The sequence below is a fragment of the Rhizobacter sp. LjRoot28 genome (assembly GCF_964253025.1).
In the GTDB taxonomy this organism is placed as follows: Bacteria; Pseudomonadota; Gammaproteobacteria; order Burkholderiales; family Burkholderiaceae_C; genus Rhizobacter.
Map to the genome: position 1 here is coordinate 4738328 of NZ_CAXUQC020000001.1, position 22734 is coordinate 4761061.

General features: G+C 68.0%; 19 protein-coding genes. 7 read left to right on the top strand and 12 right to left on the bottom strand.

Translation table 11 applies throughout. From position 1 onward, the window contains the following. Positions 1-254: 254 nt before the first annotated feature. The 3 genes from ACSQ2F_RS21705 to ACSQ2F_RS21715 form a co-directional block, all read right to left on the bottom strand. Positions 255-1700 (bottom strand): IS1182 family transposase, encoded by a 1446-nt coding sequence (locus tag ACSQ2F_RS21705; protein ID WP_436019861.1) that lies wholly within the window; start codon positions 1698-1700, stop codon positions 255-257. Between the two features lie 790 nt (positions 1701-2490). Then, positions 2491-3936, bottom strand: coding sequence for an IS1182 family transposase (locus tag ACSQ2F_RS21710; RefSeq protein ID WP_436026315.1), 1446 nt, complete (start codon positions 3934-3936; stop codon positions 2491-2493). A 342-nt stretch (positions 3937-4278) separates the two neighbouring features. Then, positions 4279-5529 (bottom strand): right-handed parallel beta-helix repeat-containing protein, encoded by a 1251-nt coding sequence (locus ACSQ2F_RS21715; protein WP_436026316.1) that lies wholly within the window; start codon positions 5527-5529, stop codon positions 4279-4281. A 538-nt stretch (positions 5530-6067) separates the two neighbouring features. On the opposite strand from ACSQ2F_RS21715, the gene ACSQ2F_RS21720 reads away from it, so the two are divergent. The 3 genes from ACSQ2F_RS21720 to ACSQ2F_RS21730 all read left to right on the top strand — a co-directional run bounded on the left by ACSQ2F_RS21720 (position 6068) and on the right by ACSQ2F_RS21730 (position 7363). Further along, the gene (locus tag ACSQ2F_RS21720) at positions 6068-6361 is read left to right on the top strand and encodes a YlcI/YnfO family protein (RefSeq protein ID WP_436026317.1); all 294 of its coding nucleotides are present in this window, start codon (positions 6068-6070) and stop codon (positions 6359-6361) included. Continuing rightward, entirely contained in the window at positions 6358-6675 is a 318-nt protein-coding gene (locus tag ACSQ2F_RS21725) for a type II toxin-antitoxin system RelE/ParE family toxin (RefSeq protein ID WP_436026318.1), read from the top strand. Before ACSQ2F_RS21720 ends, ACSQ2F_RS21725 begins: the two co-directional genes overlap by 4 nt. A 205-nt stretch (positions 6676-6880) precedes the next feature. After that, positions 6881-7363: a hypothetical protein gene (locus ACSQ2F_RS21730; protein WP_436026319.1), complete on the top strand. Its 483-nt coding sequence runs from the start codon at positions 6881-6883 to the stop codon at positions 7361-7363. 258 nt (positions 7364-7621) lie between these two features. Here the strand turns inward: ACSQ2F_RS21730 and ACSQ2F_RS21735 are convergent, their stop codons facing one another. From ACSQ2F_RS21735 to ACSQ2F_RS21760, 6 genes are all read right to left on the bottom strand, one after another. Then, positions 7622-8377, bottom strand: a complete 756-nt coding sequence (locus ACSQ2F_RS21735) for a PEP-CTERM sorting domain-containing protein (RefSeq protein ID WP_436026320.1) — start codon at positions 8375-8377, stop codon at positions 7622-7624. A 189-nt stretch (positions 8378-8566) separates the two neighbouring features. Beyond that, complete coding sequence (locus ACSQ2F_RS21740) at positions 8567-9001, bottom strand: hypothetical protein (protein ID WP_436026321.1); 435 nt, start codon at positions 8999-9001, stop codon at positions 8567-8569. Between the two features lie 185 nt (positions 9002-9186). Beyond that, a complete protein-coding gene (gene pdeM / locus ACSQ2F_RS21745; protein ID WP_436026322.1) occupies positions 9187-9861 on the bottom strand; it encodes a ligase-associated DNA damage response endonuclease PdeM in 675 nt (224 codons plus the stop codon). After that, positions 9839-12289 carry a ligase-associated DNA damage response DEXH box helicase gene (locus ACSQ2F_RS21750; RefSeq protein WP_436026323.1) on the bottom strand — a complete coding sequence of 817 codons (2451 nt, stop codon included), beginning with the start codon at positions 12287-12289 and terminating at the stop codon, positions 9839-9841. Before ACSQ2F_RS21750 ends, pdeM begins: the two co-directional genes overlap by 23 nt. Further along, a complete protein-coding gene (locus ACSQ2F_RS21755; protein ID WP_436026324.1) occupies positions 12286-13926 on the bottom strand; it encodes an ATP-dependent DNA ligase in 1641 nt (546 codons plus the stop codon). The genes ACSQ2F_RS21750 and ACSQ2F_RS21755 overlap by 4 nt, the downstream gene beginning before the upstream one ends. Beyond that, positions 13923-14993: a ligase-associated DNA damage response exonuclease gene (locus tag ACSQ2F_RS21760; protein ID WP_436026325.1), complete on the bottom strand. Its 1071-nt coding sequence runs from the start codon at positions 14991-14993 to the stop codon at positions 13923-13925. The genes ACSQ2F_RS21755 and ACSQ2F_RS21760 overlap by 4 nt, the downstream gene beginning before the upstream one ends. A 180-nt stretch (positions 14994-15173) precedes the next feature. Here ACSQ2F_RS21760 and ACSQ2F_RS21765 point away from each other — a divergent pair, with 180 nt between their 5' ends. Continuing rightward, positions 15174-15476 carry a hypothetical protein gene (locus ACSQ2F_RS21765; RefSeq protein ID WP_436026326.1) on the top strand — a complete coding sequence of 101 codons (303 nt, stop codon included), beginning with the start codon at positions 15174-15176 and terminating at the stop codon, positions 15474-15476. Positions 15477-15763: 287 nt separating this feature from the next. After that, positions 15764-16501 (top strand): PEP-CTERM sorting domain-containing protein, encoded by a 738-nt coding sequence (locus ACSQ2F_RS21770; protein ID WP_436026327.1) that lies wholly within the window; start codon positions 15764-15766, stop codon positions 16499-16501. A 162-nt stretch (positions 16502-16663) separates the two neighbouring features. Here the strand turns inward: ACSQ2F_RS21770 and ACSQ2F_RS21775 are convergent, their stop codons facing one another. After that, complete coding sequence (locus ACSQ2F_RS21775; protein ID WP_436026328.1) at positions 16664-17395, bottom strand: PEP-CTERM sorting domain-containing protein; 732 nt, start codon at positions 17393-17395, stop codon at positions 16664-16666. Positions 17396-17596: 201 nt separating this feature from the next. After that, positions 17597-18949 carry a C13 family peptidase gene (locus ACSQ2F_RS21780; RefSeq protein WP_436026329.1) on the bottom strand — a complete coding sequence of 451 codons (1353 nt, stop codon included), beginning with the start codon at positions 18947-18949 and terminating at the stop codon, positions 17597-17599. 552 nt (positions 18950-19501) lie between these two features. Between ACSQ2F_RS21780 and ACSQ2F_RS21785 the strand changes: the two genes are divergently transcribed. Both ACSQ2F_RS21785 and ACSQ2F_RS21790 read left to right on the top strand, forming a co-directional pair. Next, positions 19502-19918, top strand: a complete 417-nt coding sequence (locus ACSQ2F_RS21785; protein ID WP_436026330.1) for a DUF1761 domain-containing protein — start codon at positions 19502-19504, stop codon at positions 19916-19918. Positions 19919-19952: 34 nt separating this feature from the next. Then, the gene (locus ACSQ2F_RS21790) at positions 19953-20690 is read left to right on the top strand and encodes a helix-turn-helix transcriptional regulator (RefSeq protein WP_436026331.1); all 738 of its coding nucleotides are present in this window, start codon (positions 19953-19955) and stop codon (positions 20688-20690) included. Between the two features lie 580 nt (positions 20691-21270). Here ACSQ2F_RS21790 and ACSQ2F_RS21795 read toward each other — a convergent pair. Next, a complete protein-coding gene (locus tag ACSQ2F_RS21795; RefSeq protein WP_436026332.1) occupies positions 21271-22731 on the bottom strand; it encodes an efflux transporter outer membrane subunit in 1461 nt (486 codons plus the stop codon). Positions 22732-22734 lie beyond the last annotated feature (3 nt).

Genomic DNA, 22734 nt, shown 5'->3' on the forward strand with positions numbered 1-22734 from the left:
TGTGAACCCGGCTGAGCTGGCGGACTTGATTGCGCACACGCGAAGGACGCTGGAGGACCTATCGATGCGTCCAACGTCGTGACCGCTCGCAGCCGAGGCCGTGTGAAAACTCCGCGGATCCCCTCGGCAATGGCTTGCGGACTGTCGGAGCGCCGTTTCGATGGCCGGTGATGTCGCTCCCGCGGATTGAAGGTCTCGTGTGAACGCTGAGGACCAGTGAGCTCTGGTGGAGGCGCAGAGAGCCTCTAAAAACCTCATGCAGAGGCTTCGCGCAGCCCCTGCATCAGCTTCGAGATTCCGAGGATGCTGAGCACTCGCTTGAAGTTGTAGGCCAGCACGTGCAGGTTCATCTCGGTGCCGACGTTGCGCAGCGTGCGCGTCAGGAAGTGCGTGGAGCCCATCCAGTGCTTGAGCGTGCCGAAGACGTGCTCGACCGTCTGCCTTCGCACCCGCATCGCCATTGGGTTCCGGTCAATTCGGCGCTGCGCCGCTTCAACCACGTGTTCGTGTTCCCATCGACTGATTCGTCGGTATGGGCTGGGCGTGCACTGCGCCTTGATCGGGCAGCCCGCGCAGGCGCTGCTCCAGTAGCGGCGGATGTTCAGGCCATCTTCGTCCCGCGTGAAGCGATACGTTGCACGCTGTCCAGCGGGGCACACGTATTCGTCGTCACTGGCGATGTAGATGAAGTCCCCCTTGTGGAATCGCCCCTCGGCCTTCGCATTGGACGTCATCGGCTTGGGCACCGTGGCGGCGATTCCGTCGTCGTCGCACGCCTTGATCTGCACGCTGTTGAAGTAGCCGCGATCACCAAGGGCCTCGACGGCTTCGAGCCCCATCGCCTGCTTGGCCGCTTTGGCCATCGGATGCAGTTGCGTTCGATCGTTGCCAACGTTGGTCACCTCGTGCGCGACGATCAGGTGATGCTCGGCATCGACCGCGGCCTGCACGTTGTAGCCGACAACGCCAGTCACTTTGCTGTGGGTGCTCATCGCGCGAGCATCGGGATCCGTCTTTGAGATTTGCGCGTCCGGCTGGGCCTTCACTTGCACCTCCATGGCGTCGAGCTCACGCATCTGCTGGCGCAGGTACTTGATCTTGTCGTTCAGGCGCTTCGTCTTGGCCACCAGCTCCGGCTCCTGGACGCGATCGGCGGTGTCCAACGCACTGAGGTAACGCTCGATGTGCTGTTCAAGCTGCTCCCGCCGCCTTTGGATCTTCGTGACCGTGAAGTTCTGGTCCCGCGAGTTGACCGCCTTGAACTTGCTGCCGTCGACAGCGACAACCGCCTGCGTAAACAGCTTGAGCTGCCGGCAGAGTTCGATGAACCGGCGGCAGGTGTTGCGGATGCCGGGCCCGTTGTCGCGTCGGAAGTCCGCGATGGTCTTGAAGTCCGGCGCCAGGCGGCCGGTCAGCCACATCAGTTCGATGTTCCGCTGGGCCTCGCGTTCCAACCGGCGACTGCTCTGAATGCGGTTGATGTAGCCGTAGAGGTAGATCTTCAGCAGAACCGACGGGTGATAGCCGGGTCGCCCCGTCGCGGCAGCCCGCGTTCCGTCGAAGCCGAGTGCGGCCAAGTCCAGTTCATCGATGAAGGCCTCGATCACCCGGACCGGATTGTCCTCGGCCACAAAGTCATCGAGGCATTCAGGCAGCAACGTGACTTGATGTCGATCCAGACCTTCCACGAATCGCGGCATGTCGCCTCCCAGGCTTGACCTGGGTCTCGACTCTAGTACCCTGCCGCTTGGGCCGTGAGCGGGTTTTCACACAGCCTCAGCCTGAAGCGGGCCACAACCAGGCGCCTATCGGGACCTATGCGCCGTTAGCCTCGTAGCCGACAAAAGGGCCGAAGAAGACGCGCCTCGAAGGCAGGTCCTGAAGTAGCTCATCCTGAGTTGGAAAATGTGCTTCGAACTCTGGCCAGGCGTCCTGCAAATATGAGGTCCATCTGTGTGGATCAAGCTGATGAGCCTTTCCGTCCGTGAGGTCGATGAACCTGTATCCGAGCGCGGCCGCCCGGGCGACCGCCTCTGACAAGGCCGCCTCATAGTTCGGCCCTGCGGCGTAGACGCAAACATACGCCCCCGCTAGGTTCGCTGGCATGTCCGTGTTCGTTCCGCGCCCTACGTGCATGTTGAACATGAACAGCAGATTCGGCAATTCATCAGACCTCAGCTTGCGCTTAAAGTACGAGAACATTGCTGCAAGGACGCCGCGAGGCGCTGATATCGATCGACGCGGTATTTGAGCATACGCGACGGCGCTCCCCGGGTGGACCAGCCGTCTGACGTCGAGGCTTTCGCGGCAAGCAATGTCTGGTTTCAGCCGAGGCCGTGTGAAAACTCCGCGGATCCCCTCGGCAATGGCTTGCGGACTGTCGGAGCGCCGTTTCGATGGCCGGTGATGTCGCTCCCGCGGATTGAAGGTCTCGTGTGAACGCTGAGGACCAGTGAGCTCTGGTGGAGGCGCAGAGAGCCTCTAAAAACCTCATGCAGAGGCTTCGCGCAGCCCCTGCATCAGCTTCGAGATTCCGAGGATGCTGAGCACTCGCTTGAAGTTGTAGGCCAGCACGTGCAGGTTCATCTCGGTGCCGACGTTGCGCAGCGTGCGCGTCAGGAAGTGCGTGGAGCCCATCCAGTGCTTGAGCGTGCCGAAGACGTGCTCGACCGTCTGCCTTCGCACCCGCATCGCCATTGGGTTCCGGTCAATTCGGCGCTGCGCCGCTTCAACCACGTGTTCGTGTTCCCATCGACTGATTCGTCGGTATGGGCTGGGCGTGCACTGCGCCTTGATCGGGCAGCCCGCGCAGGCGCTGCTCCAGTAGCGGCGGATGTTCAGGCCATCTTCGTCCCGCGTGAAGCGATACGTTGCACGCTGTCCAGCGGGGCACACGTATTCGTCGTCACTGGCGATGTAGATGAAGTCCCCCTTGTGGAATCGCCCCTCGGCCTTCGCATTGGACGTCATCGGCTTGGGCACCGTGGCGGCGATTCCGTCGTCGTCGCACGCCTTGATCTGCACGCTGTTGAAGTAGCCGCGATCACCAAGGGCCTCGACGGCTTCGAGCCCCATCGCCTGCTTGGCCGCTTTGGCCATCGGATGCAGTTGCGTTCGATCGTTGCCAACGTTGGTCACCTCGTGCGCGACGATCAGGTGATGCTCGGCATCGACCGCGGCCTGCACGTTGTAGCCGACAACGCCAGTCACTTTGCTGTGGGTGCTCATCGCGCGAGCATCGGGATCCGTCTTTGAGATTTGCGCGTCCGGCTGGGCCTTCACTTGCACCTCCATGGCGTCGAGCTCACGCATCTGCTGGCGCAGGTACTTGATCTTGTCGTTCAGGCGCTTCGTCTTGGCCACCAGCTCCGGCTCCTGGACGCGATCGGCGGTGTCCAACGCACTGAGGTAACGCTCGATGTGCTGTTCAAGCTGCTCCCGCCGCCTTTGGATCTTCGTGACCGTGAAGTTCTGGTCCCGCGAGTTGACCGCCTTGAACTTGCTGCCGTCGACAGCGACAACCGCCTGCGTAAACAGCTTGAGCTGCCGGCAGAGTTCGATGAACCGGCGGCAGGTGTTGCGGATGCCGGGCCCGTTGTCGCGTCGGAAGTCCGCGAGGGTCTTGAAGTCCGGCGCCAGGCGGCCGGTCAGCCACATCAGTTCGATGTTCCGCTGGGTCTCGCGTTCCAACCGGCGACTGCTTTGAATGCGGTTGATGTAGCCGTAGAGATAGATCTTCATCAGAACCGACGGGTGATAGCCGGGTCGCCCCGTCGCGGCAGCCCGCGTTCCGTCGAAGCCGAGTGCGGCCAAGTCCAGTTCATCGATGAAGGCCTCGATCACCCGGACCGGATTGTCCTCGGCCACAAAGTCATCGAGGCATTCAGGCAGCAACGTGACTTGATGTCGATCCAGACCTTCCACGAATCGCGGCATGTCGCCTCCCAGGCTTGACCTGGGTCTCGACTCTAGTACCCTGCCGCTTGGGCCGTGAGCGGGTTTTCACACAGCCTCAGCCTGGAGCTGACGGTCAAGGCCCGGACCGGACGCGTACCCAGAGTCGCAGTCTCAGACTTTCGCAGCGACACCCTGGGCCTGCGTCACCCTGGCGGGCGTCTCAGACTTCGTCGGCGCAGGACATTGACGTTCGGCCTCGAAGGCGGCAAGTTGGCGAGCAGCGACGGCGACTGGCGGGTGGAACTGCGCGAGACCAGGTCGCACTGCCGGTCACGCGCAACTGCAGACAGGTGCCTGATCGAACGCCCGTTCGGATGAGCCTCAGGGCGCGGACTGCACGGCGCCACTGACTCGGCCGCTTCCTGCGATGGCGCGCAGCGTAAACGGCACAGGCGCGTCGTTGGCATACGTCGGGTCAGGCGCCGTGGCCAACCCGATCTGCGCCTGCAACGTGGCGTTGGGCCAGAAGTTCGGCGCGCTGATGTTGCTCGCACCGGGCAGGTGGGTCGCAGACGTGCTCACGTTGCCCGCCTGCGCGATGTTGCCGCTGGCGAAGCCGCCCGTGATCAGGCCTGTGCCGCCCGTGCCAGCCAGGATGTTGGCCGTGAGCTTCAGTGATTGGGTGCCGGCGGGCGCGCTGAGGAAGTTGCCGCCCGAGCGGGTGGATACCAGGGTGTTGTGCACCATCTCCAGCGTGTTGACGCTTGCAGTGAGGCCCTCGGCTCCGAACGAGATGGCAGTGGAGTTTCGGGCGTTCGGCCCTTTGTGGAACAGGTTGCCGCGCAGATAGACCTTGCCGCCGTTTGGAAAATCGGCGAGGTAGCTGCTGGTTCCCGTCGGACCGTCCATGAAATAGCTGTTCTCGATGACGCTTTCCCGGGCACGGCTCTTCAGGCTGTGGCCCACCTTGGCTTCGTGAAAGTAGCTCGAAGTGACCGTCAGCTTGGCGGCGTTGCCCACGTAGATGTTGTGCGTGTAGCCAGTGCCGAATCCGTTGCGCGCGAATTCCGACCGATCGATGGTGAGGGTGCCGCTTCCGTTGGGGCCGAGAATGCCGTTTTCATTGTCATAGAACCCGCTGTTGCGGATGAGCAGGCTGCCGGTGTTCTCGGCGCGGATGCCCGCACCATTCTGGTCGGCGACCTTTGTGCCGTGGAACTCGACGCTGTCGACAGTGACGTTGCCGCCTCCGATCACCCACAGGCCTTTGCCCTGAGCGTTGCGCCCGTCGGCAAACAAGCGCGCCCTTCCGCCGACGCCGCAGATGGTGAGGTTGCTCACTGACCAGGTGGCGACGTCGCCGTGATAGTCACCGGCGGTGATCTTGACCACATCGCCCGACTGCGCCACCGCAGCCGCCGCGCTGGGGACCGCATACGGCTTGCCCGGCCCGACCAGGAGCACGCGGCCGCTCGCGGTGTCGCAGGCCGTGGTGGTGGAAGGTGACGGCGCAGGCGAACCCGGCAACCCTGCGGGTGGAGCGGGCGCCACGCCGGCGTCTTCCGACGAACCCGTACCGCCCCCGCAGGCCGTTAGCGACGCGACGGTCGTACTGAGCAGCGTGAACATCATCAAACGTTTGCGTGTCATGTTTATCACTCGATGCCTATTCGAATCTTCAAGCAGCCATCGGCGCGGTGCCAGACCCAGAGCATGCATCCGTCGTTGGCATCGCCTCGATACAAAGTGTTTCGGCGCCTGATGGGGCACAGGATCGTGGACGCTGGAAACCTGCCTCTCCATCGTGACGGCTGATGGAACGGTTCGCCGGTCAGGCCATGGGATTGGCGCCCGTCCTTTCCACTCGAAGACGTTCGCCCCGTGCACAGGCAAGCTGAATCGGGCCGAATTGCACCGAGCCTCGGGTCGATCGGTCCCCTATCGTCGAGCAACCGTCTCGCCACCCCGCATGCTCCGCTTCAACTTCGCCTTGCGAGCTTACTGAATCGGCATGAGGAAGATACGAGGTCGGCCACGTTGCAAATTCGAACTCAGCAATGCAAGAAGAGGGACCTGACCCCAGCTTCGCATGACCCCAGCTTCGCAGGTCACTGGACCGGGCCGTGCCGACGCGCTTGACCGTGCAACACGTTTGCAACACAATCGCCCGATGAAGTCCGCCATCCTTCCGCAAGTCCGCGTAGAGCCCCAGCTTCGCGCCGATCTCGAAGGCGTGTTGCGCGAAGGCGAGACACTGTCCGATTTCCTGGAGGCCACCGTGCGTCAGGCCGTGGCGCACCGTCGGATGCAAATGGAATTCGAAGCGCGCGCGGACGCGGCTTGGGCGCGATTCCAGCAGACGGGCGCTGCCGTGCCGGCCCAGGATGTGGTGGCTGAGATGCGCGCGCGGCTCGAAGCCCGGCGCCACGAATTGCGCGGCAAGCAGCGACCCGCTTCGGCATGACCTTCACGGTCGTCGTCGAGCCCGAAGCGAAGGCGGATCTTCTGCGGCTCTACGATCACTTGCTTCAGCGCGCGGAGTACATCGAGGATCTTGAAGTCGCAGACCGTGCGCTGCAGGCCCTTGACGCGGCGCTGGCGTCGTTGGCTTCGACGCCCTTTCTCTTTCGCAAGGTTGCTGGCGTGCGCAGTGGGTTGCGTCGCGAGTTGATCGTCCCCTTCGGCACCTCCGGATATGTCGTGAAGTACGAAATCGCAACGCCGGCATTGGTGGTCGTGTTGGCAGTGAGGCATCAACACGAGGCCGACTATCACTGAGCCGACGTTGGCAGCGGACGTGTCCATGCGCAGCCTCATCACCGGCGTGCCCCTCGAGTGGCACGCTGTCTCGATCACGCGTAGCCGCGTCTGGAGGTTCACCGCGAACCGGGAACTACCCTGCCCTGGCAGGCCGCGCGTTGGGCATGCGCCTGCGGGAAGATGCAGCTCATCACAGCGGTAGCCGCCAGCGCTACCATCGGCCATGCACTCCCCTGCCATCATTTTGTCCCACGCGCGACCGTTCGCGAAGTTCCCGACTGGAACTGCAGTTCAGGCGTTTGTCATCGGCGTCATCCTTCTGTGGACAGGGGCGTCGGCGCATGCTGCCGATGGCCGCGGTGGGGCGCAGACGGCCGCCGAAGCGGTCGCGAGCCTCTACGCGTTGGTGGACGGGTCCCGGTCCCGGTGCCCGCATGCTTTTCCGGAAACGGCGGCCGCGCACGAGCGGGCGCTGTCACGGTTCACCGCTCGTCATCCGGGGTTGATCTCACGGCTTCGCCGATCCCCCCATTACGAGCACGCCCGGCGGCAGTTCGCGGCTGAATCTGCATACGACCCTGCACGGGACACCGCCCAGAACCTCGATCCGGAGTGCTCGGTGCAGACGGGCATTCTCGAGTTGATGACCGACAGCGATGCCGGTTTGAACGCGGTGAGGCGCTACGACGCGCTGCTGTCGAAGTGAATGGAAGGCGCGGGGTCAGGTCGCAGGTTTGCCGGCCCGCGTTCTTTCGAAGCGCAGTTGGGAAGGCGACGTGATGTTCGGCGGCCGCAGCGGCCGGATCGCCAGTCCTTGATGTACCGACGAAGGCAGATCCCCTGTGAATGGCGATTCGACGATCGCCACTCACATGGGAGCGCTCGTTCGTTCAACTCGCAACTCGGACTGCGCTTCAGCCCTGCCACCGGACTGGGCGCCCGGCGGCAGAACGCTGTCACGCTGTCATGCGCGTCGGCGTCGGGTGTGCGCGCCGAGGGCGACGGCGCCGGTGAGCAGCATGGCCCAGGTGGCCGGCTCCGGCACGGGGGCGGCCAAGCCGATCTGGTGCGTGTGCGCCTGCATGAAGACGCCGAGGTACTGGCCGTCCGTGAAATCGTAGGAGATGCTCAGGCGTCCTGTCTTCACCTCGCTGCCGAGGGCGGGGCCAACGGCCAGCGCTTCGACCTGCTGCTGGCTCACGCCAGGGAACAGGATGATGCCGGTCCATGCGAGCGTCTCGCGCCAGCTGAGGCCATCGAGGCCGCCGGCCTCCACGCGGTAGTCCACCGAGAACGTCACGCGACCCGAGCCGGTGCCCGTGCCGCCGCCGCTGTAGCTGGCGTTGACCCCCTTCGGTCCCGTGCCGCCGGTCGCCGACAGCTCGGACCAGAGACCGGAGGGCGCGATGGTGGCAGTGCCGGCCGCCCCCGGGACGGTGTGGGTCAACGTGATGGGGTCGACGATGCCGTACTCGCCCACGGCGGGCGTACCCGGCTGCTGGCAGATGGCCGCTTCGCCCGGGCCGATGCAGGCGGTCGCGAAGAAGTAGGGCTCGCCCAACGAGAAAGCGGCGTCGAACCCGTCGTCGAGCGACGTGTCCTCGACGGTGTATGAGAACGATGCGAGGTCGACGAATGCGCGGGCTTGAGGTGTGGCGGCGACGGCCGGCAGACCGGCCCATGCGATGCCGAGTGCGGCAACGAAGCGGACGAGCGACATGAATTCCCTCCCTGATGGTTGTGAGTGTTCGACTTGTGGCCGAGAGCATACCGACAAACCGGTACGCGGGACCTCGTCCTCAGGCTGGCCGACTCGGCGCCTTGGCCCGCAAGCTCGCCGCTGGCGCGGTAGTGCATTTCAAGTCGCGACCGGGGCACGTCTCACGCGTGCTTCAGCGCGATCGGTCGGCTACCGTCGGGCGACCGTCTCACCACCCTGCATGCCTCGCCTCAGGGCCCTCGCCTGGGCAGCGGCTGCCTCGAGCTGGGCGGGGGCCAGGCGTTGGTCGCAGTAGCGCTCCTTGTGCGCGAGGTCTTCGGGCGTCGGCGCCGGGGTCGCGCGGTCGATGATGACGAGTCGCCAGGCGCACCCCACCACCGCATTGGTCGGAGGCCGACCGCTGTTGCCGCCGCTCAACCAGTGAGCTACCTTGCGCTGCGCGGCCTCGTCGCCGGCGAGGGCCTGCGCTTCGAGCGCCCCGAACTGCGCAAGCGCGTCCGTCGAGACCTGTGCAGGCCCGTGTTGAGCCGTGGCGCCCTTCGGTGCGGTCGCGTCTGGGGCTCGGGAGCAGCTCGCAGAGATCAGGGAGAGAAAGACCACGACTGTGGCCCGCAGGGTGTGCATGGCGTCGGACGGAGAAAGAAACCCGTTGAGGGTACGGACGTTGCGACGACCCGCACGCGACATAGATCAAGCGGTGCCCGGGAATTGCCGGCCCGCCCCCTGACTGAGGGGGCGGCTCAGGTGGGCGGATCGGCAGGCCTGCATGGGGTGGCGCACCGACGCTCGACGAGGCTGGCCCCTCGGGCTCAGCGCACCGGCAAGGGCAACACCTGCTCGCCAACCGCAAAAAGCGCGTCCCCCGGCGCCGGCCGGATCAGGTAGCCGCCAGTGAACTCGCCGAACGAGGGCAGGGTGAGCACCCGCTTGTGAAGCCAGAAGCAGGGCAAACGCAGGGTGTCGTGCCGGCTGCCGAGGCGCACCACCGGGTGCACGTGGCCGGCGAGGGTCCAGTGGGTCGCGACGGATGCACCGGCCGGGTCATGCACGCCGCGCAGGGCGCCGTCGACGTAGTCACCGTTGAGTTGCTCGAAGCCCCAGTGGGCCGCGACCCGTCCCGCATGGCGGTCGTGGTTGCCTTCGACGACGAAGCACGGCAGGTCCGGATGGGCGGCCCGCCAGGCGCCGAGCGCCTCCAGGGTGCCTTGTGACTGGCTTTCCCGGGCGTGCAGGAAATCTCCCAGCACCACCAGGCGTTGCGCGCCGCTGCGGTCGATGGCGCGGGACAACCTCAGCAGCGTGCCGGCACTCGTGCCCTGCGGCACGGGCAGGCCGCGCGCGCGGAACACGGCGGCCTTGCCGAGGTGCAGGTCGGCCACGTAGAGGGTGCGGCTCACCGGCTCGAACACCGCCCGCTCGGGCATCAGCACGAGCTGCAGCGGCGGCAGGGCCAGCCGGTGATCAGGGTCGTTCGGCAGCGGCATTGAGTTCGGTGAGCAGGCGTTGCAGCCGCTCCTGCAGTTCACGGCTGCCGAGGCGCTCGCGGAAGCGCTCCACCAGCAGGGGCACGGCAAAGGGGCTGAAGCGCTCGACCTCGTGGATGTCCCAGCGGCGCTGCTGCAGCGCTTCGAGCGTCGTTGCAAGGCGGTCGATCTCGTACTCCTGGCGCAGCACCTCGCGCTCGGCCTGGCCGAGCAGCAGGTTCTCGGGGTCGTATTTGCGGAACACCTCGTAGAAGAGGCTGCTGGAGGCCTGGATCTGCCGCGCGCTCTTGCCCGCGCCGGGGAAGCCGGGAAACACCAGGCCCGACACGCGGGCGATCTCGCGGAAGCGGCGCAGCGAGAGCTCCGCGGCGTTGATGCTCGCCAGCACGTCCGGCAACAGGTTCTCGGTGCCGAGCAGCGAAGGCAGCAGGTGGGCATCGACCGGTTCGTCGCTCAGCAGCTCCATGCCGTAGTCGTTGAAGGACACCGAGAACTGGCGTGGCGCGATGCGGGCGAATCGGTAGGCCCACAGGGTGGCGAGCGCCAAGTGCACCTGCCGTCCGGCGAAGGGATAGATGTAGAGGTGATGGCCTTCGCGCGAGCGCAAATGCTCGACCAGCACGGTGTCGGGCTGGGGCAATGCCGACCCGCGTTGCTGCACCGAGAGCAGCGGCAACAGCGCGGTGATCTCCGGCGAGGCGCTGCGGCGGCGCCCGGGCTCCAGCAGGGGGCGGGCGTCGGCCATCTCGGCCAGCATGGCGGCGGCCAGTTCGGACGACATCGGCATCTTGCCGCCGTTCCAGCGTGGCACCGCCGGTCGGCGGCCCCGCGCGGCCTTCACCCAGGCCGTCATGTCATGCACCCGCACCAGTTCCAGCAGCCGGCCGCCGAAGAGAAAGCACTCGCCCGCCTTCAGCCGCGCGATGAAGCCCTCCTCGATCGTCCCCAGCACCGGGCCGCGCAGGAACGACACGCGCAGGTTGGCGTCGCTGACGATGGTGCCGATCGACATCCGGTGGCGCCGCGCCAGCTGGGGGTCGCTCACCCGGTGCAGGCCGTCGTCCGCGGCCACGATGCGCCGGTAGTCGGGGTAGGCGGCGAGCGAGGGGCCGCCCCGGCCGGCGAAGTCCAGCACCCATTGCCATTCCTCGGCCCCGAGCGTGCGGTACGCCGCGGTGCTGCGCACCTCCTCGTACAGCGCATCGGCCTCGAAGCCTCCGCCGAGTGCGACGGTCACCACGTGCTGCACCAGCACGTCGAACGGCTTGTCGGGGCTGTGGCGCGGCTCCACCTGGCCTGCGTGCACGGCGCGGCGGGCCGCGGCCGCTTCCAGCAGCTCGATGCTGTGCGTCGGTACGAGCGTCACCCGCGAGGCCCGCCCCGGCGAGTGGCCCGAGCGGCCGGCGCGCTGCATCAGCCGCGCCACGCCTTTGGCCGAGCCAATCTGCAACACCCGCTCGACCGGCGAGAAGTCCACGCCCAGGTCGAGGCTGGAGGTGGCCACCACGGCCTTCAAGGTGCCGCCCTTGAGGCCGGCCTCGACCCATTCGCGCACCGCACGGTCGAGAGAGCCGTGGTGCAGCGCCACGATGCCCGCCCAATCGGGACGCGCCTCGATGATGGCCTGGTACCAGAGTTCCGCCTGCGAGCGGGTGTTGGTGAAGGCGAGCAGGCTGCGGCTGGACTCGATCTCGGCAATGACGGCCGGCAGCATGCTGAGGCCCAGGTGGCCGGCCCAGGGAAAGCGCTGCACCTCGGCGGGGACCAGGGTGTCGATCAGCAGGGGCTTGGGCACCTGGCCCTGCACGATGACGCCGTCCTCGCCGGTCAGCACGTCACGCGCTTCGGCCAGGTTGCCGAGCGTGGCCGACAGCCCCCACACCCGCAGCGCCGGGTTCCACCGCTTCAGTCGGGCGAGCGCCAGCTGCACCTGCACGCCGCGCTTGTTGCCGATCAGCTCATGCCATTCGTCCACCACGACCAGGGCGACGCTTGCCAACTGCTGGCGCGCGTCCTCCTGGGTCAGCAGCAGGCTCAGGCTTTCGGGTGTGGTGACGAGCGCGGTGGGCAGGCGCCGCGCCTGCCGGGCCCGCGCGGCACTGCCGGTGTCGCCCGTGCGCATGTCGAGCGTCCAGTGGGGCGCGAGGTCGGTGGCCGCGGCCTGCAAGGAGGCGAGCGTGTCCGAGGCCAGGGCGCGCATGGGCGTGAGCCACAGCACGGTGAGCGGCGGGGCGCCCCGGGCAGGTGCCCGGCCGCCGAGCGCGGCCAGGGCCCCGAGCCACACCGCATAGGTCTTGCCGGCCCCGGTGGTGGCATGCAGCAGGCCGCTGCGCCCGGCCTTCAGGTGTTGCCAGACACGGCGCTGAAAGGCGAAGGGTTCCCAGCCGCGCTCGGCCAGCCAGGCCTGCACCGCCTGCAGGGGCGTCATGGGGCGGGCGCCGGCGCGATCAGCGCGCGCAGGGTCTCCAGCGTATCGGCCTCGTCCACCGGCTTGTCCCAGCGCAGGCGCAGCATGCGGGGGAAGCGCACCGCAATGCCCGATTTGTGGCGGGGCGACGCCTGGATGCCCTCGAAGCCGAGTTCGACCACCAAGGTCGGCGTCACGCTGCGCACCGGGCCGAACTTCTCGGTGGTGGTCTGGCGGATGCGCTGGTCCACCTGGCGCATCTCTTCGTCCGTGAGGCCGGAGTAGGCCTTGGCGAAGGGCACGAGGCGGCGCGGGTTCTCGGCGTCGCCCGCCACGCCGTCCCATACGGCGAAGGTGTAGTCGGTGTAGAGATTGGCGCGGCGGCCGTGGCCGCCTTGCGCGTAGATCAGCACCGCATCGATGGTGTACGGGTCGATCTTCCACTTCCACCACAGGCCCACGTCCTTGGTGCGGCCGGTGCCGTAGTGGCCGTCCCGCTGCTTGAGCATGAAGCCCTCCACGCCGCGCGCGCGTGACTCGTCGCGCAGCGCGGCAAGAGACGCCCAGTCGGGCGCGTCGACCAGCGGCGACACCCGCAGCGGCGAGCCTTCACGTCGCCCGATCACCTGCTCCAGCAGGGCGCGCCGCTCGTGCATCGGCCGCGCGCGCAGGTCTTGGCCTTCGTGCTCGAGCAGGTCGTAGGCGAGCAGGGCCACGGGCGCCTCGCCGAGGATCTTCTTCGTGACGTTCTTGCGCCCGATGCGCTGCTGCAACTGGGCGAAGGGCATCACCCGGCCTTCGCGCCAGACGACGATCTCGCCATCGATGACGGTGTGGTCGGGCAGCTGACCGTGGGCCGCATCCAACTCGGGGAACCGGCCGTTCAACAGGTCCTCCCCGCGCGACCAGAGCCACGACTCACCGCCGCGGCGAATCAGTTGCGCACGGATGCCGTCCCACTTCCACTCGACCAGCCAGTCGGCCCGGTTTCCGAGCGACTCGACCGGCGCCTGGAGGGGATGCGCCAGGAAGAAGGGGTAGGGCTGGCCGCTGGCCGTGGCCACATGGTCAGGGTCGAGCAGCGCGGTGAAGGCGGCGGCGCTTGGGGTGTGCTGCTTGTCGGTGTAGCCCATCATGCGCTGGGCCAGGACCTTGGCGTCGAGCCCCGCGGACTGCGCGAGCGCCCGCACCACCAGGTTGCGCGCCACGCCGACCCGGAAGCCGCCGCCGATGAGCTTGGTCAGGATGAAGCGGCCGGCCGTGTCGAGCTCGTTCCAGTACGTGCGCAAGGCGTGGGCGGTGGCCTCGGGCGTCTGGCCGCGCAGGGCGATCAGGCGCTCCTGCATCCACACGTGCAGCGGCACCTCCACCGCCCCACCGGGCGGCGGCAGCACGAGGGCCACGGTTTCGGCCAGGTCGCCCACGATGTTGTAGCTCTCGTCGAACAGCCACTCCGGAATGCCGGCCATCTCGCGGGCCGTTGAACGGAGCAGCGCCGTGGGCACGGTCTGGCGGGGCTTGCCGCCCGCGAGCATGTACAGCGCCCAGGCCGCGTCGGCCGCCGGCGCGCTCTTGAAGTAGCCGACCAGTGCCTCGGTCTTGGCGCGCGTGGACGTGGTGGCGTCGAGTTCAGCGAAGAGCCGCGCGAAGGCCTTCATGCGTCGCCCTCCGGCACGGCCGGCATCGCCGGCGCAGGCGGTGCGTCGGAGGCCTCCGTGCTGCCGGGGGCCTCGTCCGCCTCGTCGCCGTACTCCGTCTTGAAGGCGCCCGCCTCGTAGCCTTGCTCGGCGAGGTAGCGCACGAGGGGGTCCACATAGCCATGCGTCACGATCACGCGCGGCGCGCCGGTGGAGGCAATCGCTTCCAGCAGGCCGGGCCAGTCCGCGTGATCGGACAGCACGAACCCGCGGTCGAGCCCGCGCCGCCGGCGGGTGCCGCGCAGCTGCATCCAGCCGGAGGCGAAGGCGTCGCTGAACTCGCCGAAGCGCTTGAGCCAGGGGCTGCCCTGGGCGGACGGTGGGGCGATGACGAGGGCGCGCTTCAGGTCCGCCGGGTCCGTCTCCGAGACCAGCTGCGTGGGCGGCAGCGCGACGCCGCTGGCGCGGTAGGCCGCGTTCAGCGAGGTCATCGCACCATGGGTCACGATGGGGCCGATGGCGGGGTCGATCCCGGCCAGGATCCGCTGGGCCTTGCCGAACGCATAGGCGTACAGCACCGAGGCGCGGCCGGCCGCCGCATTGGCTCGCCACCAGTCGTTGATGCCGGCGAACACCTCGGTTTGGGGTGCCCAGCGGAACACCGGCAGCCCGAAGGTCGACTCGGTGATGAAGGTGTCGCAGTGCACCGGCTCGAAGGGCGGGCATGTCAGGTCCGGCCCGGTCTTGTAGTCGCCGGAGACGACCCACACCCGGCCGTCGTGTTCCAACCGGATCTGCGCCGAGCCCAGCACATGGCCGGCGGGGTGGAATGACACCGTCACGCCACGGTGACTGAGGCGCTCGCCGTAGGGCAGGGTGTCGAGGTGCACGTCGCCCACGCGGGCGCGCAGCACGTGTTCTCCGGCGGCCGCGGCCAGGTAGTGCTCATGGCCGGAGCGGGCGTGGTCCCCGTGGGCGTGCGTGATCAGCGCGTGGGAGACGGGCCGCCAGGGGTCGATGTAGAAATCCCCCGGCGGGCAGTACAGGCCCTCGGGGCGCGCGACCACCAGATCGTCCGTCGTCGTCATCACGGGCAAGGATAGCCAGCGCGGCGTGCCCGCAGGCAGGCAGGGCTTTCGCCGCCGCAGGCGCCCGCCGATTCCGGCGAGCGGGGCCGAAACCCGGAAATGACGCCAGGAACTGCACGTTTTCCGGGCACTGCGCGGCGGCGCACCGGGCTAAATTGATGGCTTCAACGCGAGACCCCCATGAACAAGTCGCCTGCCAAGTCCATCCTGCCCCTGGTGTCCAACGACACGCTGTCCTGCTCCGCTGCCGGCCTGCTCATGGGACAGATGGTGATGGGCATTTCCGCCCACCACGACGGCTCCATCGCCGGCATGGTGCTGTCGCTCGTCTTCGTGCTCTGCGGCGGTGCTTCCATCGCCCTCTTCATGAGCCACCGCCACGTGGAGAGCCGCCCGCGCACCGAGCGGCCGCCCGTGCAGGCCTGGCTGCTCACGCTCGGGGGCGCGTTCATCGCATCGATCTGGCTTGGGCGGTTTCTCTGACCTGCGGCGCTCGGCTCGACAGCGAGCCGGCGTCACGCGACGGTTCCCAGCGCACCTCGGGCCGTGAGCTCACCGACGGCGTGGCGAGCGGAAGGGCTCTCCACCGACCGAATCGAGTGGCGTAATCTGGCTCATTGCCCTTGAGAACGGCCCGGAACGCTGGCCGAGGCCCCCGCGTTCATGGGGTTCGCGTGAGCCCCTTCCGGTTTTCCCTCACTGTTTCATCGCCCGGGTGCAAGACTCCCGCGGGCGCGAATCTACGCGCTCGATGCAACCAAGGGAGAAACATGATCTACAAGAAAGCCATTGCCGCCGCGACCCTCGCTGCGGCCTTCGTCGCGCCAGCATGGGCCGCGCCGACGCTGTTTGCCGAGATCGACCGCGCGAGCTTCCGACACACCGTGCTCGACACCGATCCCGCCGACGGCATCGTGGCCGGGTGGAGCACGACGTGGTGGAACCGCAGCGCGGACGTCTGCTCCGAGCCGTACGTCGACGGATGCAGGCAGTACACGCTCGATCCGGCGGCGACCGTGACGGCAACGAGGGACGTCGGGGATGAACACCAGTTCGCGACGGCGGGCCCCGACCGGCTCTTCGCCGAGGCCACGGGCATCCGGCCGGACGGCACCGGCGGCACTGGCGCAGAGGCCTTCATGCAGCAGCACCTCATCTTCTCCGGCGCGGGGCGACACACGTTCGAAGTCGACTACCGGGTGGGCGGTTCCGGGTTCGGTACGACATCGGGAAGCGCGCAAGCGACCCTGAGCGTGAACGGCCAGGACGTCCAGTACGCACTGGATGAACTTCGCCTGGGGCCGACCTTCGCCGACGGCAGCCGGGGTGGCACGCTCTCCCTCATCATCGACGTGGTCGACGGGCAGCATGGCACGCTGATGACGTACGCATGGGCGACCATCACCGACGGCCCCATTGCGGCGCCGGTGCCGGAACCCGCGACCTGGTCCCTGGCCCTGATGGGCGCGGGGCTTGCTGCCTTCGGGGCGCGTCGCCGCCGCCGTTGATCCGGGCTCCGACCGGCCCGTACGCCGGCTGAGCCGAGGGGCTGCCTCGCGAGCGAGGCGGCCCGTCCTCGGCGAGGGGTCGGTCGGGTCAGCCCGTCCGACCGGCCTGCCTGCCGGTGTCGTGCGCTCATGAGCAGGCCGCTTTGCCGGCCTCTTGCGCTCTCACTTCGATGACCTGGCGCGCCTCGGCGTTCCAGTCGCTTCGGGGCTGCGCGGCTGACGGCCGTCTCTTCGCCAACGCACGCCGCCCGCCACCACGGCAAGCCCGGCGCCCAGCAGCAGCATCGTCGCCGGCTCGGGGACGGGCGAGACGACCGAGGTGCCGGGCCCGAAGGACACGTTGACCACATTGCCGAGCGGCGTGTAGAACGACAACCCGGCCTGCCATCCCGGGCCGCTGAGCGCGGCGGCCGACGGAAAGACATCCGGCGCGTCGGCATAGCTGCCGGACACGTCGACGATGTACGGCCTGAGGCCGAGGATCGTGGGGCCTGAGGCGACCAACCCGCCCGCGTTCCACCAACTGAGACTGTTGGGATACCGGTAGGTGGTGAACGAGCCGAGCGAGTTGGTCGTGAACCGCGTCTCGAACACATTCCCGCCGAGGGACAGGGTGACCGAGTGCAAGGTATCGAACCGAAAGCCGAGCGGCACGTCGGTGATCGGGCCGAATGCGCCCAGCCTCGCATCGTCATAGACGAACTGAGCCCATGACGGGCCCGAGCCCATCAGCGCCTGCGTGAAGCCGGCCGGTGGCGGGTCGCTGGTCAGGTAGCCGGCGCCCTGGAACTCGAGATTCCGGTAGGTCATCGTGACCCGCTCGGCCGAGGCGTCCGGGACGCCGGCCAACATCAGGCTCGACAGCGCGATGGCAGGGAGCGAAAGGGTGCGCATGGGGCTCTCCTCGTGTGAACACGGTCGTGGCGGCACAACGGAGAGGTCCTTCGACTGCGGGCCAGGAACTCGGCGCTTGCGCGAAGCGGGCGCCGACGAAGCGCGGTGCCCGTGGGCGAGTATGCGCCTGGATGGTCTGCCTGAACACGGCCGATCGGCTTTGGAAGTGCCCGGGCACGTTGCCGGCCGCGAGACACGGATTCAGTCCTTCGAGGTGGCTCCCTCGCGTGCAGGCTCGACGCGGTGTCCCGCCGCCTGGGCGGCACGCCGCTCCTGCTCGAGCCGCTCCAACACGGGCGCGATCGCACGCCCTTCGCTGATCTGCGGATTCGAATAGCCGTCGGTCTTGCCGGCCTCCTGTTCTCTCACTTCGATGACGTTGCGCGCCTCGGCATGCGCGTCCTTGAACGACCAGGTCGCGCGCATTCCTTCTTCGTACATGGCGCGCCCGAAGAAGGTGAGCGTCGAGCGCCGGCCGCAGCCGTAGGACGTGTGGTCCGCATCGGCGGCCGTCATCACCAGAGTGTTGTCGTCGGCGAGCGGTTCGATCCAGCTGCCGGAATAGCAGGCCGACACCGAGATCACCCGCCACTTGATGCCCGCCTCGTCCAGCCACTGCTTCAGGTCGCCCGGTGTGACCGGCTCCAGCGACAGGGGCCAGGCACTGACGGCGAGCTTGCCGTCCTGCCCACCGTGCGAGGTCAGGTGAATGAACAGCACGTCCCGCTCGCGGTCCATCACGCGGGCCATCTGCGCGAGCGTGTTGCGCAGGTTGCCAGGCGTGGCCCACGGGAACGAGGTGGCCGTGTCGGGATGGACGACCAGCTGCACCGTGCGCTCGCCGGCGTCGAACCGGTCGGCCAGGGTCTTGGCGACCACGGCGCTCTCGCGCATGAACACATCTTCCGTGGCGTGAGGCGCATAGGTGATGGCGTACAGGTTCACGCGCCCCGGCACCGGCGGGCTCAGCGGGGCTGGCGCCCCGGCCGTGAAGCGGGCCTGCGCGGCCAGCACGTCGTCGGTGAGTCGCAGGTGCCGTACCTCGCTCGTGTCTTCCGGCGGCTCGGGCCACCAGAACACGATGGGCTGGAGCCAGCTGCCGACGAGCAGGGGCAGGGGCACGATCAGCACGCAGAGCGCCCGCACCGCGTGCGAGCCCGCTTGGCGCCACAGCAGTCGCAGGTTCGCAAGGCCCAGCCAGCCCATCGGGAGCAGCCACAGGACCCAGCTCAGCGCCACGGGCCATTCGTCGATCGGCCCGACCACGCGCTGCACCAGCAGGTTCAAGCCGCTGAAGGCGACGCCGACGATGAGCGATGCGGCCGTCAACACGGTCATCAGCGTGCCGGCATCCATGGGCACGATGACCTCGTCTGCGACCCCGCGGCCGCCCGCGCTTGACCGGGCGACCGTCCAGCACAGCCAGGCGGCGATGGCGACGCCCGCCCAGCCTTGGAGCACACCGGTCCAGTAGAACTGCGCCGGGCCGTCGATGTAGGCGCGCTGGGCCCCCAGCGCGGTCGCGAAGAAGGCGATGGTCAGGACGACGAGCATGGCCGGACCACCGCGGAGGTGGTCCGGTCGAACAGGTCGAAAGCTCAGCGCCCGGGCCGCTTGCCGAAACCACGGACGTAGGCGCAGACCGCCGGAGTCGCCTCGCGGTGGGCGGTCTGCCGGCGGCAGATCGGACGCCGGTGGTTCCGGACGTGGCTCGCTCCCGGACTCTCTCTCTGCAGCGTGGTCAACCCCGGTCATTGTTCTGGCTCCCTGGCCGTCGCACCCGTGCGCGGCTTTTGGGGTCGGATGCTATCGCGCCGCAAGCGACGCGCTGGTGAAGCGGGTGTGCACCGTGTCACGCACCAACGGCTGTGGAGAGGCGGCGCGGCGATGGCGCGCAGCGAGGTGAGGGGAGGCCGAGACCTGAAAAGTCGGCCTTTCGTCACATGCCAGGCCGATGTGGCGCGCTGCCGACGCCAGCGGCGAGGCTGTGGCCAGCACGGTGGCCACAGCCTGTTCATACAGTGGCCACGCCGACGACAGGCCGCGCCACGCTGCTGTCGGGGGCGCCGCGCCTCACGGTTCTTCCTTCTCGTTTCACATATCCACATGACCGAAGCCCTCTTCCAGCTCGACGGCCTGGCCCTCCTGGCCGCAAGCGTCGCCCACTTCTTCCTCGGAGGCGTGTGGTTCGCCGTCCTCTTTGCCCGTCCATATGCCGCGGCACTGGGCTTGGCTGGCGGACCGCCTGCCAAGCCTCGTCTGCGATTCCTCGCCGGGCCGTTCTTTTGCAGTGCCGCCAACATCGCCACCACCGCCGTGCTGGTGAAGGCCCTCGGCATCGTGGACATCGTCGGCGCCCTGACGCTCGGGCTGCTGGTCGGCCTGGGCTACCTGGTGCCGATGACCGTCAACATCGCGATCAACCCGCTGTTCCCGCGGCCGTTCCTATACTCGCTCGTCAGCGCGCCGATGTTCCTCATTGGCAGTCTTCTGTCCAGCGTGATCCTTGTCGCCGTGCCCTGAATCAGGGCCGCTACGCCCCTCCAACAATCCCGCCATGCGCCGCGCCGAACGCCTATTCGAGATCCTGCAGGTCCTTCGCCGTGCAAAGGGGCCCCTCACCGCACAGGCCATCGCGGACACGCTCGAAACCAGTCGGCGTACCGTCTACCGTGACCTCGGCGCCATGATGGCCCAGCGGGTTCCGATCCGCAGCGAGGCCGGCATCGGCTACGAACTGGAGCGTGGTTTCGACCTGCCGCCCCTGATGCTCACCACCGATGAGTTGGAGGCCATGGTGCTCGGCGCGCAGTGGGTGGCCGCCCATGGTGATGCCGGCCTGGCCAAGGCGGCCGCAGACGTCCTGGCCAAGATCGCCGCCGTCGTGCCCCCCCATTTGCGGGTGGCCATTGACGATCCGGTGATCGGCGTGCCGCCGGGCATTCGAGCCGAGGGTATCGGCCTGGTCGTGGGCCGGCTGCGTGAATGGAGCCGCAGCGGCCGCAAGCTGGCCGTGCGCTACATCGATGAAGCGGGCACCCGAAGCGAGCGCGTGGTGTGGCCGTTCATGGTCGGCTACGTGGCCGGCGTGCAGGCCCTCATGGCCTGGTGCGAACTGCGCAGTGATTTCCGTGTGTTCCGCATCGACCGGATCGAAAGCCTCGACTTCCTGACGTCCGCCGCCCCAACGTCCGTTGCTGCATTGCGTCGACAGTGGCTGGCCCAGGAGCGCCGCCAGAAGGCCATGCAGGACGAAGCGAAGCGGCTTGCGCCAGATGCAAGAACGCAGACCTGAGCGGAAGGATCAGTGGCGTGAATCCTGGCCGTGAAGGACCTGATCCCACTGCATGCCCCGCGCGACGCGAAATGGGAGACTTGACCCCGGTTGGTTGCGAAATGGGAGACGTGACCCCGGTTGGTTGCGCGGCTTGGCGGACCTTGTTGAAGATCCCGGCGCGTGCAGGCGCGCGCCGTCCCTCAGCAGGATGTTCCGCCTTTCGCGGAACGACGCGAATGGCTCGATTGAATCGGGCGCTCACGGAGGCAGACCCCGCGAGTCCGAGCCTGGCGAGAAGTCCTGGCGTCATCACGTCCTCGGCGCTCGCCGCGCGAGTCCCGCAGAGAAGGAGCAGCAGGGCCGAATAAGCTGAAGCTGGTGTTCAGGTGCTCTTTTGGTGACTTTTCTGCACCAGCAGAAAAGTTACTCGTCCGCCGGGGCGAATTCCCGGCGCGGTCTCCCGCAAAAGGGGGACGGTAGCCCGGGCGGCTTGCTGGCTGGCTGGCTGGCATGCTGGCTGGCTGGCTGTGCGCGAAAAAAAAAGCCGCCGCGGCGATCTGCCGGCGGCGGCCCGGGGAGGCCGGTCCTGACGGGTAGGTCAGGGTGCCTGCCAGCCCCCACCGAGCGAGCGGATCAGCCCGACCGTGTTCGTGGCCCAGAGGCCGCGCAGCTGCACGGCGCGGCGTTCGATGGAGAGCAGGTTGCGCTGCGCGTCCATCAGCTGGAAGTAGCTGTCTTCACCGGCGCGGTAGCGCGTGTCGGCCAGTTGGGCGGCACGCCGCGCCGAGGCGACGGCGGTGTCGGTGTAGGCCACCTGCTCGCGCACGCTGCGCAGGCCGGCGAGGCTGCCCTCGACATCCGCGAACGCCTGCAGCACCGACTCGCGGTACTGCGCCACGGCGCCGTCGAGCTGGGCCTCGGCATAGGTGATGGCGGCCTTGTTGCGCCCCCCATCGATGATGGGCAGCGAGAAGACGGCGCTCACCAGCCAGGCGCGGCTGCTCCACTTGAAGAGGTTCTCCAGCTCGGACGATGCATAGCCGGCGTTCGCGGTGAGGGCGAGTGCCGGGAACATGGCGGCGCGCGTGGAGCCCACCCGTGCGGTGGCCGCCTGCATGGCGAACTGGGCGGCGGCCACGTCCGGTCGCCGTTCGAGCAGGGTCGACGGCAGGCCGGGTGGCACCACGGGCACCTGCACGCCGGCGTCGAGCGGCAGCGGATCGAGCTTGAAGTTCGCAGGCACCTCGCCCAGCAGCAGGGCGAGCGCGTGCTCGAGGCGTGCACGTTCGCCGCGCAGCGCCGCGGCCTCGGCCTGCACCGTGGCGAGTTCGGCGCGCGAGCGGGCCACGTCGATCTCGGCCACGTCGCCCGCCTGGAACCGCTTGTCGATGAGGCGCACGTTCTCGTCGCGCAGCTTCATGGTGGAGTCGATCTGTGCAAGTTCGGCGTCAGCCGTGCGCAGCGCGAAGTAGGTCTGGGCCACGTCGCTCTGCAGCGCGAGGAGCACCGACCGGTACGAGGCCTCGACGCTTTCGGCGTCGGCCCGCGCGGCGTTGACCGTGCTCTCCACGCGGCGGAACAGGTCGAGCTCGTAGCTCGCGCCGAGCCCGGCCTGCAAGGTGGTGCCGGGGCCCACGGCGGCACCGTCCGGCTGGCCGAGCGTCACCGGTGCCGAGCGCGAGCGCCCCGCACCCGCATCCAGGCTGACCTGCGGCGAGCGCAGCGATTGCGCACCGCGCAGCGAACTGCGCGCGGCCTTCACGCGGGAAGCGGCGGCGGCGAGCGTCGGGTTGGCCTGGGCGGCGCGGGCTTCGAGTTCATCGAGGCGCGCGTCGCCGAAGCTCGTCCACCATTCCCCGCGGGCCACCGCCTCCGACGGCGCGGCCGGCTTCCATTCGCCGCCCGCACCTTCAGGCAGCACCGGTTGCTGGCTCTCCTTGTAGGCCGAGGGCACACCCAGCTCCGGGGTGGGCACGGCCGGGGTCAGCGAGCAACCGGCCAGCACGAGGGCCGCGGCCAGCGGCGTGAGCACGGGTTGGATCAAAGAGGAGAAGTTCATTCG